General features: G+C 59.4%; 15 protein-coding genes. 8 read left to right on the top strand and 7 right to left on the bottom strand.

The window, feature by feature from the left end:
- Positions 1 to 422 precede the first annotated feature (422 nt).
- On the top strand, positions 423 to 590 hold the full coding sequence (locus tag AC1UKS_RS01160; protein ID WP_206404284.1) for a YhfL family protein: 168 nt from the start codon (positions 423 to 425) through the stop codon (positions 588 to 590).
- Between the two features lie 59 nt (positions 591 to 649).
- On the opposite strand, the gene AC1UKS_RS01155 is transcribed toward AC1UKS_RS01160, so the two are convergent.
- Positions 650 to 1,555, bottom strand: coding sequence for a GntR family transcriptional regulator (locus AC1UKS_RS01155; RefSeq protein WP_482435416.1), 906 nt, complete (start codon positions 1,553 to 1,555; stop codon positions 650 to 652).
- A gap of 136 nt (positions 1,556 to 1,691) precedes the next feature.
- Here AC1UKS_RS01155 and AC1UKS_RS01150 point away from each other — a divergent pair, with 136 nt between their 5' ends.
- The gene (locus AC1UKS_RS01150) at positions 1,692 to 2,714 is read left to right on the top strand and encodes a zinc-binding alcohol dehydrogenase family protein (protein WP_482435414.1); all 1,023 of its coding nucleotides are present in this window, start codon (positions 1,692 to 1,694) and stop codon (positions 2,712 to 2,714) included.
- A gap of 49 nt (positions 2,715 to 2,763) precedes the next feature.
- On the opposite strand, the gene AC1UKS_RS01145 is transcribed toward AC1UKS_RS01150, so the two are convergent.
- The 3 genes from AC1UKS_RS01145 to AC1UKS_RS01135 all read right to left on the bottom strand — a co-directional run bounded on the left by AC1UKS_RS01145 (position 2,764) and on the right by AC1UKS_RS01135 (position 5,330).
- Positions 2,764 to 3,159, bottom strand: coding sequence for a polyketide cyclase (locus AC1UKS_RS01145; RefSeq protein ID WP_105760420.1), 396 nt, complete (start codon positions 3,157 to 3,159; stop codon positions 2,764 to 2,766).
- 165 nt (positions 3,160 to 3,324) lie between these two features.
- The gene (locus AC1UKS_RS01140) at positions 3,325 to 4,236 is read right to left on the bottom strand and encodes a LysR family transcriptional regulator (protein WP_482435413.1); all 912 of its coding nucleotides are present in this window, start codon (positions 4,234 to 4,236) and stop codon (positions 3,325 to 3,327) included.
- Positions 4,237 to 4,238: 2 nt separating this feature from the next.
- A complete protein-coding gene (locus AC1UKS_RS01135; protein ID WP_482435412.1) occupies positions 4,239 to 5,330 on the bottom strand; it encodes a dipeptidase in 1,092 nt (363 codons plus the stop codon).
- Between the two features lie 196 nt (positions 5,331 to 5,526).
- On the opposite strand from AC1UKS_RS01135, the gene AC1UKS_RS01130 reads away from it, so the two are divergent.
- Genes AC1UKS_RS01130 through AC1UKS_RS01105 form a run of 6 tightly spaced genes read left to right on the top strand, consistent with a single transcriptional unit; the run spans position 5,527 to position 12,098 of the window.
- Entirely contained in the window at positions 5,527 to 7,122 is a 1,596-nt protein-coding gene (locus AC1UKS_RS01130) for an ABC transporter substrate-binding protein (protein ID WP_482435411.1), read from the top strand.
- Complete coding sequence (locus tag AC1UKS_RS01125; RefSeq protein ID WP_482435409.1) at positions 7,122 to 8,132, top strand: ABC transporter permease; 1,011 nt, start codon at positions 7,122 to 7,124, stop codon at positions 8,130 to 8,132. Before AC1UKS_RS01130 ends, AC1UKS_RS01125 begins: the two co-directional genes overlap by 1 nt.
- Complete coding sequence (locus AC1UKS_RS01120; protein ID WP_013204352.1) at positions 8,129 to 9,028, top strand: ABC transporter permease; 900 nt, start codon at positions 8,129 to 8,131, stop codon at positions 9,026 to 9,028. The genes AC1UKS_RS01125 and AC1UKS_RS01120 overlap by 4 nt, the downstream gene beginning before the upstream one ends.
- Positions 9,029 to 9,859: an ABC transporter ATP-binding protein gene (locus tag AC1UKS_RS01115; protein ID WP_482435408.1), complete on the top strand. Its 831-nt coding sequence runs from the start codon at positions 9,029 to 9,031 to the stop codon at positions 9,857 to 9,859.
- 2 nt (positions 9,860 to 9,861) lie between these two features.
- Entirely contained in the window at positions 9,862 to 10,602 is a 741-nt protein-coding gene (locus AC1UKS_RS01110) for an ABC transporter ATP-binding protein (RefSeq protein ID WP_265909209.1), read from the top strand.
- On the top strand, positions 10,599 to 12,098 hold the full coding sequence (locus AC1UKS_RS01105; RefSeq protein WP_482435406.1) for a serine hydrolase domain-containing protein: 1,500 nt from the start codon (positions 10,599 to 10,601) through the stop codon (positions 12,096 to 12,098). Before AC1UKS_RS01110 ends, AC1UKS_RS01105 begins: the two co-directional genes overlap by 4 nt.
- Here the strand turns inward: AC1UKS_RS01105 and AC1UKS_RS01100 are convergent.
- The 3 genes from AC1UKS_RS01100 to AC1UKS_RS01090 all read right to left on the bottom strand — a co-directional run bounded on the left by AC1UKS_RS01100 (position 12,095) and on the right by AC1UKS_RS01090 (position 14,257).
- Positions 12,095 to 12,259 carry a hypothetical protein gene (locus AC1UKS_RS01100; RefSeq protein WP_482435405.1) on the bottom strand — a complete coding sequence of 55 codons (165 nt, stop codon included), beginning with the start codon at positions 12,257 to 12,259 and terminating at the stop codon, positions 12,095 to 12,097. The two genes, AC1UKS_RS01105 and AC1UKS_RS01100, sit on opposite strands and share 4 nt — an antisense overlap.
- Before the next feature lie 53 nt (positions 12,260 to 12,312).
- Complete coding sequence (locus tag AC1UKS_RS01095; protein WP_482435404.1) at positions 12,313 to 13,134, bottom strand: M55 family metallopeptidase; 822 nt, start codon at positions 13,132 to 13,134, stop codon at positions 12,313 to 12,315.
- Between the two features lie 67 nt (positions 13,135 to 13,201).
- Positions 13,202 to 14,257 (bottom strand): DmpA family aminopeptidase, encoded by a 1,056-nt coding sequence (locus AC1UKS_RS01090; protein WP_482435402.1) that lies wholly within the window; start codon positions 14,255 to 14,257, stop codon positions 13,202 to 13,204.
- Position 14,258 lies beyond the last annotated feature (1 nt).

The following is a 14,258-nucleotide window of genomic DNA, read 5'->3' as shown; positions in this document are numbered from 1 at the left end:
CTACCGTCTCTTTGTCAGAGCCAAGTTGATGGCCGCTGCCAGTCACAATCGGGCTGTTTTCCATAAAGCATTCCCCAGTGTCAGGTGTTCTTGTAATCCGCGCTCGGCGGTGAAGATGTCCTGCCCAGAGTAAATGCCCTGTTAATTACCTGGGGTAATCATGTTGCGGTTCCGTGCTACAGATTGGGCTTTGCCGTTTTTTATTGGTTTTTTATCCCTAAGCCCCGGCGCAAAGCGAGATCCCAGTCACTTTATCCCCCCGCAGACGGGCGTACGCGGACCGGAACAGCCCGGTAATTCCGGTTAAATCACGGGCACGCGCACCGCCAATTAATGATTGACCGCCACCCGCTGCAAAAAATAATACTGCGCGTTGTGTCGGGCTGACCGGCACGTTCACTTTATAAAAGGATTTATCACCGATGAAAAACGTCATGAAATTCGCACTGCTGACCGCTGTTATTACCACCCTTTCCGGCTGTAGCGGCAGCGTCTACAACAAAGAGAAAGACTGCAATTATGACTATCTGCTGCACCCGGCCGTCTCCATCTCAAAAATCATTGGCGGCTGTGGCCCAACGGATAAGTAATCTCTGAAGGCGGGCTGCATGCCGCCGCCCGTCCGGGTGCGGATGCAGCCTTTTCAGGATCAGTCGCTGTACTGTTTGATCGAGCGGATCATCGACTGTTTCGCGGTCGCCAGATGACGGTGTAATTCACAGCTCGCCTCAACGTCATTGCGGCTGATTATTGCGGTGAGGATCGCCATATGCTCCTCCAGCGCGACGATATTACGCTGCTTTAAATCGCTTTCATCCCATTGATAATGCGAATGGAAAATCACCGAAATTATCTCCAGCGACTGGTCAATAAACGGGTTATCCGCCGCGGAGAGGATCAGCTGATGCATTTCGCGATCCAGCTGGGCAAACATCCGGTAACTGCTGGCGATGGTATCGCGCATCTCGCGGTGGCGGCTAAGCAGGTCACGCGCTTTGATCCAGCGCTCATCATCGGCAGGAAGATTGAGAAAGCGGTTCAGGGCGTGCGTCTCCAGCATTTCCCGCAGCTCAAACAGTTTTTCCGCATAACGCCGGTCGAACTTCTTCATCAGCCAGTGGCCGCGGCGGGTGCTTTCAATCAGGTTATAGCGGCTGAAGCGCAGCAAAAACTCCCTCACCACCACCGGACTGACCCCCACCTGCTGCGCCAGCTGCAGTTCGGTAAAGCTTTCGCCGGCTGACAAGGTCTTCTGGTTGATCATCTGGAAAAATGCCTGCTCAAACTGGCGGGCCTGATCGTCCAGCGAGGTGCTGACCGCATCGAAGCCGTCATCCTGGCTGGGCTTACGCACGATCAGATAATGGTCTTCCACCTTATCCAGCACGCCACGTTCATGCAGATGCGCCAGCGTATGGCGAACCGTGGTGCGGCTGACGTTGAACATCTCCGCCAATGCCGCCTGCGGGGGCAAAGGCGAGCGGATATGCTGGCTGGCGATCCCTTCCAGCATCTGATTGACCACGTTGTGGCGAAGGTTTTGCGTGCGGCTCATGGCTTCTCCTGATTTTTATCCATTAAAAACCAATTCAGGCCCGATAAAGGCGCGTTCAGTCACAAATCCGCTGCAGCACCCTGCGCGGACGCCCGGTTTTATTCCATAACTCAGGCCAGACAACGGAGAAAAACCCATGACCATGATGACCACGCTGGTGATCCAGCAGCCGAAAGAGATGTCCTACCAGCAGCGCGGGAAACCCCATGCCGCGCCGGGTGAAGCCCTGCTGAAGATTGTGACTGCCGGCATCTGCGGCACCGATATCCACGCCTGGGCAGGTAATCAGCCCTTCTTCAGTTATCCCCGCGTACTCGGCCACGAGCTGTGCGGTGAGGTTGTGGCGCTGGGTGCCGGCGCACACCGCTTCCGCGTCGGTCAGAAAGTCTCGGTGATCCCTTACCTCTCCTGCGGCACCTGTGGCGCCTGCGAAAGCGGCAAAACCAACTGCTGTGAGAAAATTTCGGTGATTGGTGTCCATCAGGACGGCGGTTTTTGTGACTACCTCAGCGTGCCGGAAAGTAATTTGCTGGATGTCACCGGCGTTGATGCGGAAGCCGCGGCATTAATCGAACCCTTTGCCATCAGTGCTCATGCCGTTCGCCGCGCGGCTGTGCAGCCCGACGAAAGCGTGCTGGTGGTTGGTGCCGGCCCGATCGGGCTGGGCGTGGCCGCTATCGCCAATGCCGCCGGGGCGCGGGTGGTGGTTGCCGATACCAGCCCGTTCCGCCGCTCCCACGTCGAAAAAAATCTGGCGCTGCCGGCGCTGGATGCCGCCGCCGCTGATTTCGAACAGCAGCTGCGGGCGCAGTTCTCCGGCCGCCTGCCGGGCAAGGTGATTGATGCCACCGGTAACCCGCACGCCATGAACAACTGCGTCTCGCTGATTGCCCACGGCGGCAGCATTGTGTTTGTCGGTCTGCACAAAGGCGACATCCAGATCCCGGATACCGATTTCCATAAGAAAGAGACCACGCTGATGGGCAGCCGCAATGCCACTCAGGAAGATTTTGAGAAGGTCGCCCAGTTAATGGCCGCAGGCAAAATCAGCGCAGAGATGATGTTGAATAAACGCTTCGCGTTTGCCGATCTGGCGGAGGTGTTTGAAGCGGACGTGATTCACAACCGGGAATTAATCAAAGGTGTGATTCATTTCTGAGAGCATTGCTGACAGCGCGGGGAGAACGGCGGTTCCCCCGCGTTGCCGGTCAGGTGGTTAACAGCGTATGCAGCGCCTGCAAATCCCGCTTTACCCACTCAATATCCTGCGCAAACTTCTCTTCAGACATCAGTGACTGTCGGAACACGGTGATAAACACCGTTGCCCCGGCTTCATTCCCCACCACGCGCATCGGCACATACACTTCCTTGCCAAAACCGCTATCGACGTAATGATCCATCACGCCCCAGGGGTTGTGCTCGGTAAAACGCAGTTTCACCACGCCGTTCGGGCCGTTGGCTTTCCAGTGCGTGCTTTCCCTGACCAGCGATGACTGGCTAAGGCCGGAGGCCCACTTCGGGAAAAATTCGGGTTTCCAGATGGTTTCGTACAGGTCTACCCAGTTACGGGGGATGGTCACATTGACGGTTTGCGATGGCAGCACAGCTCCTCCTGCATCTTTTTAAGCGACAGCAGATTTAAGCACCCGCCGCGGGAGAGAGAAAGCGGCAGAGCGCCGAACTGTTAACTCCATCGGACATTCGTTGACGGCTGCGGCAAAAACCGCCAATTGTTCGCGCAGCGCGGCGCATTTCGGTCAGATGCCGGCTCAGTGTTCGGCGTGAATTTGCGCCTCGCACTGGCGCGCCAGCTCCCACAGCCTGGTGCGGATCACCTGCTTGAGTTGCAGCGTAGACTGCGATTGTGGCCGGTCGCGGCGGCCGATCAGCATTACCTCAAACGGCAACGGCTGGGCGATCGGCAACACCCGCAGCTGGTCGGCATAGCGGCGGCCGGTAAACAGGTCGACAATGCCCACGCCACCGCCGGCCAGCACCATATCGGCGATCACCGAATAGGTCTTGATATACAGTGAATTGGCCGGTTGCAGCGCCTTATCCCGCAGCGCGCGGTGCAGCACATGGCCCAGCGGATCTTCCTGCTGCATCATCAGCAAATTGTTCTGGCATAGCCACTCGAGCGTCACCGCCGAGGTCTGCTCTGAATCCGCCGGCAACAGGGCCACCATTGACGAGTGAAACAGCGGTTCTGATACCAGTTCTGCCGGCACCTGCTGACCAAACACCAGTGCAAAATCAAGCCGATCTTCCAGCAAGTTCTGGCACAGCGTACTGAAATGCTCGGTCACCAGGTCGACGTTGACGAAGCCGTTTTGCCGGCGATATTCCACCATCGCCGGGGCGAGGATCATCTGGCCAAAAGCATGGGCCGCGCCCACCCGCACCGTCTGGCCTTCGCCGCGCCGCAGCTGCTCGGTTAACACGCCGATCGCCTGCAGACGGCCATACAGCTCGCGGATCTCCGGGATCAACCGTTGCGCCTCCAGCGTCGGGATCATTCCCTGGCTGTGCCGTTCAAACAGGGTAAAACCGAGCTGCTGCTCGGCATGATTCAGCACCCGGCTGACGTTCGGCTGTGAGACGTTGAGCTGCCGCGCCGCCGCACTGATGCTGCCGGCTTCAACAATCGCCTGGAAAACCTCAATATGGCGCAGGCGCATGGTTATTCACCCCAGGTGGCTTCCAGCACGCGGATCCAGTTGCCGTAGCAAATTTTTTCCAGCAATGGCCGGTCGTAACCGTGCTCGCTTAACACCCCGACCAGCAACGGCAATCCCGCCACGTCTTTCATATCCGGCGGCAGCGTGGTGCCGTCAAAATCCGATCCAAAACCGACGTTATCTTCACCCACCTTTTCAACCAGGTAATCCACGTGGCGGACGATTTCCAGCACCGTGGCATCGTCGGCTTTTTTACCGTCGCCACGCAGGAAGCTGGTGCCAAAATTCACCCCGACAAAGCCGTGGGTTTCGCGGATGGCCGCCAGCTGGCGATCGGTCAGATTACGCGACTGTGGGCACAACGCATGGGCGTTGGAATGGCTGGCCACCAGCGGCGCGTCGCTGATTTTCGCCGTTTGCCAGAAGCCCTTCTCATCCATATGCGACAAATCCACCATGATGCGCTTCTGGTTACAGGCGCGAACCAGCCTTAATCCCGCGTCCGTCAGGCCGTTGCCGATATCCGGCGATGAAGGGAAACGGAACGGCACGCCGTCACCAAAAATATTCGGCCGGCTCCACAGCGGGCCCAGCGTGCGCAAACCGGCGGCATACAGCACCTCCAGTAACGCCAGATCTTCATCCAGCGCTTCTGCTCCCTCGATGTGCATCACCATGGCGATTGCACTGTCCTGCATGCATTGACGAATGTCTTTCGCCGTGCGGCAGATGCGTGCCGCGCCCGCCGACTGCTGCTCAATGCGCAATAAGGTGGCAATCATAGACAGGGTGATTTCCAGCGCCTCTTCGCGCGATGGCGTCGGTTCTATCTCATTGTATTCCGGCACCGATCGGTTTTTTCTGACAGCTGGCGCGCTTCTTGCACTGGATCCAGCCGAAGGCACATACGCCGCGAATAAACCGCCTGCAAAACCGCCCTGCTTCATTCGTGGCAGGTCCATCTGGCCCGCAGCCGGACCGTTGAGAAAAGCGGAAGCGGGATCGTCCTGATGGGACAGCCACAGGCGCATCAGGAGATCGTTATGGCCGTCAAAGACGGGCACGGTCACGGCATCAGAACGCAGTTGTTGCATGGGAGAATTCCGCTCTCAGGTTAGGGGATTAACGGTGCGCCATGCTGAGGCAGGCTGCACCAGCAAAGCGCATGCTGCTTCGCGCAGCAAAAAAAGCTTCTCCTTTCAGTACTACCCGAGATCGTCGGTGGCTGTCAAGACAGAAAGCACAATAAAATTCATTATTTTTCTTTAATTTCAATATGTTGGAGATACCATGGTTACCAGAAGACGTTTTCTTGCAGGATGCAGTGCGGTTCCTTTTCTCTCTTACCTTTCTCTGAACAGCGCCTTTGCCGCCACCCCGCCTTCGATGCTGGTGATGGCGATGCAGCTCGACAACATGACCAGCCTGGATCCGGCCGAAAGCTTTGAAGCCATCGGCTCTGAAGTCTGCGGTAACCTTTATCAACGCCTGGTAATGCCAAATCCGGCCAAGCCGAATGAAGTGATGGGCGAACTGGCGAAAAGCTGGGACGTCAGCAGCGACAGCAAGACCTTCACCTTCCATCTCGACCCGGCGGTTAAATTCGCCGATGGCAGCCCGATGACCGCCGATGATGCCGCCTTCTCGCTGCAACGCGTAGTGAAGCTGGATAAGAGCCCGGCCTTTATCATCAACCAGTTCGGCTTCACCAAAGACAACGTTGACCAGATGATTGTGGCGAAAGATGCCCACACGCTGGTGCTGAACCTGGCGGAACCCGCCGCCGAAACCTTCCTGCTGTACTGCCTGTCCGCGCCGGTGGGCAGCATCGTGCAGAAGAAAACCGCGCTGGCGAACCAGGCCGGCGACGATCAGGGCAATGCCTGGATCAAGCAGCACAGCGCCGGCAGCGGCCCGTTCACCCTGCGCGCGTGGAAAGCCAGCGAGAGCATTATTCTGGAGAAAAACGACAACCATCCGTCAAAAAGCACCATTAAGCGGGTGATCGCCAAACATATTATTGACCCCTCTGCCCAGCTGCTGATGCTGCAAAAAGGCGATGTGGATATCGCCCGCGACCTGACCACCGAGCAGCTTAAGCCGCTGATGGGCGACACGAATTTCCACGTGGTTCAGCAGATGGTCGGCACCCTGATGCTGATGTCCTGCAACACCAAAAACGAACATTTGCAGAAGCCGCAGGTCTGGCAGGCGTTGAAGTGGGCGATTGATTACGACAGCATCCAGAAAAATATTATTCCGCTGACCTACAAAGTCCATCAGAGCCTACTGCCAGCCGGTTTCCCGGCGGCGTTAAACGACCAGCCGTTTAAGGTGGATGTGGCAAAAGCGAAAGCGTTGCTGGCCGAAGCGGGCTACCCGGACGGGTTTGAGCTGACGCTGGATCACTACTCCGCCCAGCCTTTCCCGGACATTGCTCAGGCTATCCAGACGCAGCTCGGTGCCATCGGCATCAAGGTTCAGCTGATTTCCGCTGAAAACCGCCAGGTCCTGACCAAGATGCGCGCCCGTCAGCATCAGCTGGCGATCACCGCCTGGGGCGCTGACTATTTTGATCCGAACTCCAACACCGAAGCGTTCAGCGTCAATACCGATAACAGCGACACCGCCCGCGTGCGTTCACTGGCGTGGCGTTGCAGCTGGTCCGACGAAGACTTCAACAAAATGACCGCAGCGGCCCTGCACGAAAAAGACCCGGCGAAACGTATTGCCCTCTATGAGCAGATCCAGACCATGCACCGCGAGAAGAGCCCGTTCATTTTCATGTTCCAGAAACTGAACACCTACGCCAGCACCAAAGGCGTCACCGGCATGCACATCACCGTGCTGAATGACAACCCTTACGAGTTGGTGAAAAAAGCCTGATGTCGTGGTTAACCCGTATTGCCAGCACGCTGGGAAGCCTGCTGCTGACGCTGTTTGGTCTGTCGGTTTTGACGTTCTTTATCGGTCGGGTGATGCCGACCGATCCGGTGCTGGCCGCGGTAGGCGATAACGCCCCGCAGGCCGTCATCGAGCGCGTTCGACAGGAAATGGGGCTGGATCAGCCCCTGTACATTCAGTTCTGGCACTATCTGACCCAAATTCTTCATGGTGACTTTGGTCGCTCCATTCTGACCTCTAACCCGGTCAGCCAGGACATCGCCCGCTTTTTCCCGGCCACGCTTGAACTGGCAACGGCGGCGATTATTGTCGCGGCGATTATCGGCATTCCATTAGGCGTCTGGGCCGCCGTGCGTCAGGGGAAATGGATCGATCAGGTGATCCGCGTGCTGTGCCTGGCCGGTCACTCCCTGCCGGTGTTTGTCCTCGCGCTCCTCAGCCTGCTGGTGTTCTACGCGGTGTTGGGCATTGCGCCTGGCCCTGGCCGTCAGGACATCATTTATCAGGATATGGTGCCGCAGGTGACCGGCCTGCTGACGGTGGATTCCCTGCTGGCGAAAGATTATGACGCCTTCTGGGATGCGCTGGCGCATATGGCCCAGCCGGTGCTGATCCTCGCCTATTTCAGCATGGCGTACATCACCCGTATGACCCGCACCTTTATGCTGAACGCGCTGAGCGGCGAATTTGTTATCACCGCCCGCGCCAAAGGGCTCTCTTCACGTCGGGTCGTCTGGCGTCACGCCTTTCCGACCGTGGCGGTTCAGCTGGTGACCGTGCTGGCATTGACCTATGCCGGGCTGCTGGAAGGCGCGGTAGTCACCGAAAACGTCTTCTCCTGGCCGGGGCTGGGGCAATACCTCACCACCTCGCTGATGAATGCCGATATGAACCCGGTTGTCGGCGCGACGCTGCTGGTTGGCACCGCCTATGTGCTGCTGAATCTGTGCGCCGATATTCTCTACCGACTTATGGATCCCCGCGTAAAATGACAAATTTATCAAGAGCCTGGCTACTTAACGAGACGCCAACCACCCGCAGTCAGGCGGTGTGGGGCAGACGTTATCGCCTGTGGCTGGGGCTGAAGCGCCATCCGCTGGCGATGAGCGGCCTGCTGGTGGTGCTGCTGATGCTGCTGCTGTCACTGGCCGCACCGCTGCTGACGCCTTACGATCCCGGTTTTCAGGATCTGGCTAACCGCCTGGCCCGCCCTTCGACGCTGCACTGGCTGGGCACCGATGAGCTGGGACGCGACATTTTCACCCGCATCCTGTTTGGCGGCAGAACCACCTTAGGCATGGTGATTGCGGTGGTGTTGATCACCGCGCCCATCGGCCTGTTTATCGGCTGTATCGCCGGTTATGCCGGTGGCCTGCTGGATAAAACGCTGATGCGCATCACCGATATCTTTCTGGCCTTTCCCCGGCTCATTCTGGCGCTGGCGTTTGTCGCTGCCTTAACGCCCGGCGTCGAGAGCGCCATTCTGGCGATTGCCCTCACCGCCTGGCCGCCTTACGCACGCCTTGCCCGCGCCGAAACGCTGCAGTTTCGTCACAGTGATTTTATCGCTGCCAGCCGGATTAGCGGCGCGTCGCCGCTGCGCATCGTGTTGCGCCATATCATGCCGCTGTGCGTGCCCAGCCTGATTGTGCGGGTGACGCTGGATATGAGCTCAATCATTATCACCGCGGCCAGCCTTGGCTTCCTCGGGATGGGCGCGCAGCCACCGTCGCCTGAGTGGGGAACGATGATCGCCACCGCGCGCCGCTTCCTGTTCAGCGAATGGTGGGTGCCGCTGATGCCCTGCATCGCCATCTTTTTAACCTCGCTGGCCTTCAACTTCCTCGGCGATGGCCTGCGTGACGTGCTGGATCCTAAGGAGCAGTAAATGCTGGTTGAAATTGAAAATTTACGCATCGGCTTCACCAGCGGCACGGAGACGTTTGAAGCGGTGCGCGGCGTCTCATTCAGCGTCGGCAAAGAGAAGTTTGCCATCGTCGGTGAGAGTGGCTCAGGCAAGTCGCTGACCGCGCGCTGCCTGATGCAGTTGCTGCCCGGCAACGCGAAGGTCACGGCGGATAAGCTGAGCTTCGACGGTATCGATCTGCGGGGTGCCAGTGAAAAAGTCATGCGTCAGGTGCGCGGCAAACGCGTGGGCTTTATTTTGCAGGACCCGAAATACTCGCTGAATCCGGTGATGACCATTGGTCAGCAGATTGCCGAGGCCTGGCGTGAACACAAAGGCGGCAGCAAGCGCGACGCGCTGAAGGCCGCCGTCGATCTGCTTTCGCAGGTGAAAATCCGCGACCCGGCGTTAGTGGCGAAACGCTATCCGCATGAGGTGTCGGGCGGCATGGGCCAGCGGGTGATGATTGCGATGATGCTGGCACCGGATCCTGAACTGCTGATCGCCGATGAACCGACCAGCGCGCTGGATGCCACGGTGCAGGCGGAGATCTTACGGCTGATTGACGATCTGGTTTCGATGCGCGGCATGGGGCTGATCCTGATCAGTCACGATCTGCCGCTGGTCTCGCATTTTTGCGATCGCGTGGCGGTGATGTACAGCGGACGCATTGTCGAGATGCTGGCGGCGGGCGATCTGCAGCAGGCGCAGCATCCATACACTAAAGGTCTGCTGGCGTGCCTGCCTTCGCTCCGCCATCCGCGCGCGCGTCTGCCCGTGATGCAGCGTGAAGCCGCGTGGCGGGAGGAATAACCATGATTAAAATTAAAGACTTACGCATTGCTTTTGGTTCGCTTGACGTCGTGAAGGGCGTGTCATTTGACGTCGCCAGCGGCGCCAGCTTCGGCATCGTCGGCGAAAGCGGCTCAGGCAAATCCACCATCCTGCGCGCGCTGGCTGGGCTGAACAGTGACTGGCGCGGCGAGATGACCTTCGGCGGTATGGCGCTGTCTGCCAACCGTGGGCGCAACTTTTTCCGCCAGGTGCAGATGGTATTTCAGGATCCGTACGGATCGCTGCATCCGCGCCAGACAATCGATCGCATTCTGCATGAGCCGCTGCTGATCCACCGGATCGATCGCGCGGAGCAACGCATCGCTCAGGTACTGTCAGACGTTGGCCTGCCAGCCAGCGTGCGTTTCCGTTTTCCCCATCAGCTCTCTGGTGGTCAACGCCAGCGCGTGGCGATTGCCCGTGCATTGATAGCCGAACCGGAAGTGCTGCTGCTGGATGAACCCACCTCGGCACTGGACGTGTCGGTGCAGGCGGAAATTCTGAATCTGCTCAGTGATTTGCGGGAAGAACGCAAACTCACCTACATTATGGTGACGCACAATCTGGCGGTGGTCACCCACCTGTGTGCGCATATTGGGGTGATGCAACAGGGTGAAATGGTTGAGATGTTAAGCGCCGACGACCTGCGCGCGCGACGCATTCAGCACCCGCACACCCTGCAACTGTTTGATTTAAGCATGACGCTGGAGGAACCAGCATGACCCTTAACTGGCAGCAGGCGAAAAAGGTTGCGGACGAGATTACCACCGGCTGGGGACAGCCCGGCGCACCGGGCGGGGCTATCGCGCTGTTCGACAGTGAAAAAATACACAGCATCAGCGCCGGTGGCCTGGCGGATCTGGCGCAGGGCCGCGCCTTCGATGGTGATACCGTGGTGCGCTATGCCTCGGTGACCAAGCATATTTTCGCGTCGTTAGTGACCGGTGCCGCCAGCCAGCATCTGGGGCTGGAGGACAAGCTGGTGCAGCATCTGCCGCAGCTGACCGGCGAAAACGGCCAGGTGACCGTCGGTCGCGCGCTGGATATGACCTCCGGCCTGCCGGACGTGCGCGAAACCCTCTCGCTGCTGGGCCTGTCGGTTTACAACGCCACCAGCGCCGCGGCCTTACTGGCTTTGCTGGCCGAGATGGGCGACCTGAGTTATCCGCCGGGCAGTGAAGTGTCCTATTCCAATACCGGCTATCGCCTGGTCGAGGAAGCGCTGAAGGCCAAAGGCGTGCTGTTCTCTGAGCTTATCGCCGGGCAGATTAACCGGCCGCTGGGCATCCCGTTTAGCGCACCGGAAACCTGGTTCGACGTCGTGCCGGGCCTGGTGCCGGGCTACTGGCAGCACAACAAGCAGTGGTTGCTCGCCAGCGCCGGACTGCACCTGTCGGCATCCGGCTGTATTACCGGCAGCGTCACCGACCTCAGCCGATGGCTTCAGCACCTGCTGCGTGAAGAACAGACGCTGAACAGGCTGGCTGCACCGCGCCAGCTCGCCGATGGCCGGGTGACCGGCTACGGTCTGGGGATCGCCCACTCGTCGGCAGGCAAGGTGAAACTGGTTGGTCATGGCGGTTCCCATGCCGGTTATAAAAGCTATTTCCTGCTCGATCCGCAGCAAAAAGTGGGTCTGGCATTGGTCGCCAACCGCGAAGATGTCGCCAGCTTCGATTCGGCGCTGGCGATCATGGCCGCGCTGCAAGGGCAATCGCTGCCGCAACGCGGCCACAGCCTGACGCCCGGTCTGTACGTGGCGGAGGAAGGCAGTGACTGGCTGGAAGTGAATGCCGACAGCATCAACTGGCTGGGCAATGCTGAGAATCTCTATCACAGCGACGTGCCGGGTGAAGCAGTGTCGCTGTCCAGCACCTTCCCGGTTCGTTTGCGCCAGCAGGGCAGCACCATCAGCGGTGAGATTGGCCTCGCCGCCCGCCAGTTTGTGCCGGTGGACGCGGACAGCACCACCTTACCGCCGGTACAGGGCCGCTGGCACATCCCGGCGATGCGCAGTGAGCTGGTTATCAACGGTGACAAGATGGTGATGGGCATTGGCCCGGCCGCCATTCACGCCACGCTGGTGCCGCTCGGCAAAGGCCGCCTGCTGGCCACCGCGCAGGATGGCCTGTGGCAGAAGCGCTTTGCCGTGCAGGTCGACGGCGACAGCCTGAAGCTGGTGCTTAATCGCAGCCGGATGGTGAAGTACCGGCGTTAACCACAGGCGGTGATAGCGATATAACGGGCGGAGTGTTTGATGAGGTTGCCATCATTGGTGATCAGATTCATCTTGCGCATACATCCACCCGCAAACTGGTCAGCACAAGCCACAAAGTTGACCTGTTTGACCAGACCACGCGCACAATTTTGGTCGGTCAATAATCAACCACAACGACAATACCCAGCTTGAAAAACGTTTGCACAGGTCAGGTTCAGTTCTGCGTCGAGGCCAGATAGGAGAACGCGCTCAGCAGGCTGACGAGGGTCGCCATATTTTGGGCGCTGTATCCGACGGTGACGGCATCCAGCCGCGTGACGCCAGGGACCAGGCAGAACAGATCGCCGAGTACCGGTTTAGTGACCATCAGTTCCAGCTGGTAAGGCGCGGTAACGCGGGTGGTGCTGACTTTTCTGCCGCGCCTCACTGCTTTTTCAGCGGCCTGACGAATGGCGGTGCGGGCGGCGTCCGGGCTGAGTGATTCGGCGCAGGTGTGTGAAATCGCCCGTTTGACGCAGACGTAATCAGCCGAGGGATAGTAATCGGCCATCCACTGTTGCAGCCTGTCATCTCCGGTCACCAGCCACAATGGCGCATTCTGCTCCGCGCCGGCGGCGGCATAGATATCGCTTTCGCCCATCACTTCGCCGTTGATTTTGACCCGGTAAAACGCCCGACCGTTGATGGTATGCGCCAGCACGCCAAACTCGCCTGCGGCGCTGTGAAAACCGACGAACATCATGCCGTCGTATGGCTGATGCTCCAGCCCTTCCACCATCGATAACCCGCGCGGTTTACCCTGCACCAGACGCGCGCGGGGATCGATGTTTTCCGCCCGCAGATTGGTCATCTGCGCATGACTGTCGGCAACCACCACTTCCGTTGCGCCACCGGCAAAGGCGCCGTCGATGGCGGCATTTATTTCCTGCTCCATCAGACCACGTGCCAGCTGATACTCGGCGTGACCCGGACTGCACTGTTCCGGGCGCATCACGCCTGCGATGCCTTCAATATCGGCGGAGATAAAAATTTTCATTGGGGAAGACCTTCAGCAGAATCCAGGGGGTTGCAGCGCGGCCAGCGTGCGCCGCGCCAGGGATAAGTCAGGCGTCAAGGACTGCAGCCAGTCGATCTAATAATTCGCTTAATGCCGGGCGATGATGCCCACGGAATCCGGTGACCGCTTCGGCGCTCAGCAGCGCATCCAGCACGGCATGTTCCGTGGCATCGGCAGCGGCGGATAACAGCGGTTCCAGCGCCGACTCCTCCGGCGGCTGCGGCACCGGGTGAGTGGAGAAGGCCACCGCGATATCGCCGGAACCGTGGCCCCAGTAGCTGCCAAGCCTGCCCAGGCCGGCACCGGCGCGCTTCGCTATCCGCTTTAACTGCCGGGCATCCAGCGGCGCATCGGTGGCCATAATAATGATAATCGAACCGGCATCGCGCTGCGGCGTCAGCTCGGGCAGCAGCGGTTCTATCGCCTCACCCACTCTGACCCCGTCCAGCGTCAGCGCGGTTAAGGCGCCAAAGTTAGCCAGCACCAGCACGCCCAGCGTGGCATTCAGTGTCGGGAGGCTGCGTGAGGCGGTACCAATGCCCCCCTTCATGCTAAAGCAGCTCATGCCGCGCCCGGCTCCGACGCTGCCACGGGGAAACGCAGCGGAGGCAGACTGCAGCGCCTGCTGCGCCATTTGCTCGGTCACCGCCAGCGCCTGAATGTCATTCAGCCAGCCATCGTTGCACTCCAGCGCCAGCGGATTCACCGTCGGCAGCGAGCGCCCCAGCTCCGGATTATGGCTAATCGCCTCGCGCACCAGGGTGGTAAACAGCGTGCCCACCGCCAGCGTGTTGCTCAGCAGGATTGGCGTTTGCAGCACGCCCAACTCTTCAATCTGCACCAGCCCGACCGGCTTAGCGAAGCCGTTTAACACCGCCGCACCGCAAGGTAACGGCTGGGTAAACAGGTTGTCGCCCGGCGGCACAATCGCTGTCACCCCGGTCTGGCGTTCGCCCTCGTCCAGCGTGGCGTGCCCGACCCGAACGCCCGGCACATCGCTCAGGCTGTTAGTGGCACCACAGATGCCGCGAGGATTGCCCAACCGGCGCGTCTCTCGCCAGCGCTGCAATAACAGGTCGAGCGCGGCCTGACGATAATCCATC

It is taken from the genome of Erwinia sp. AK-PDG3-5 (assembly GCF_056821705.1).
Note: the sequence above shows the minus strand (reverse complement) of the source record. Positions and strands in the feature narration are given on the sequence as shown.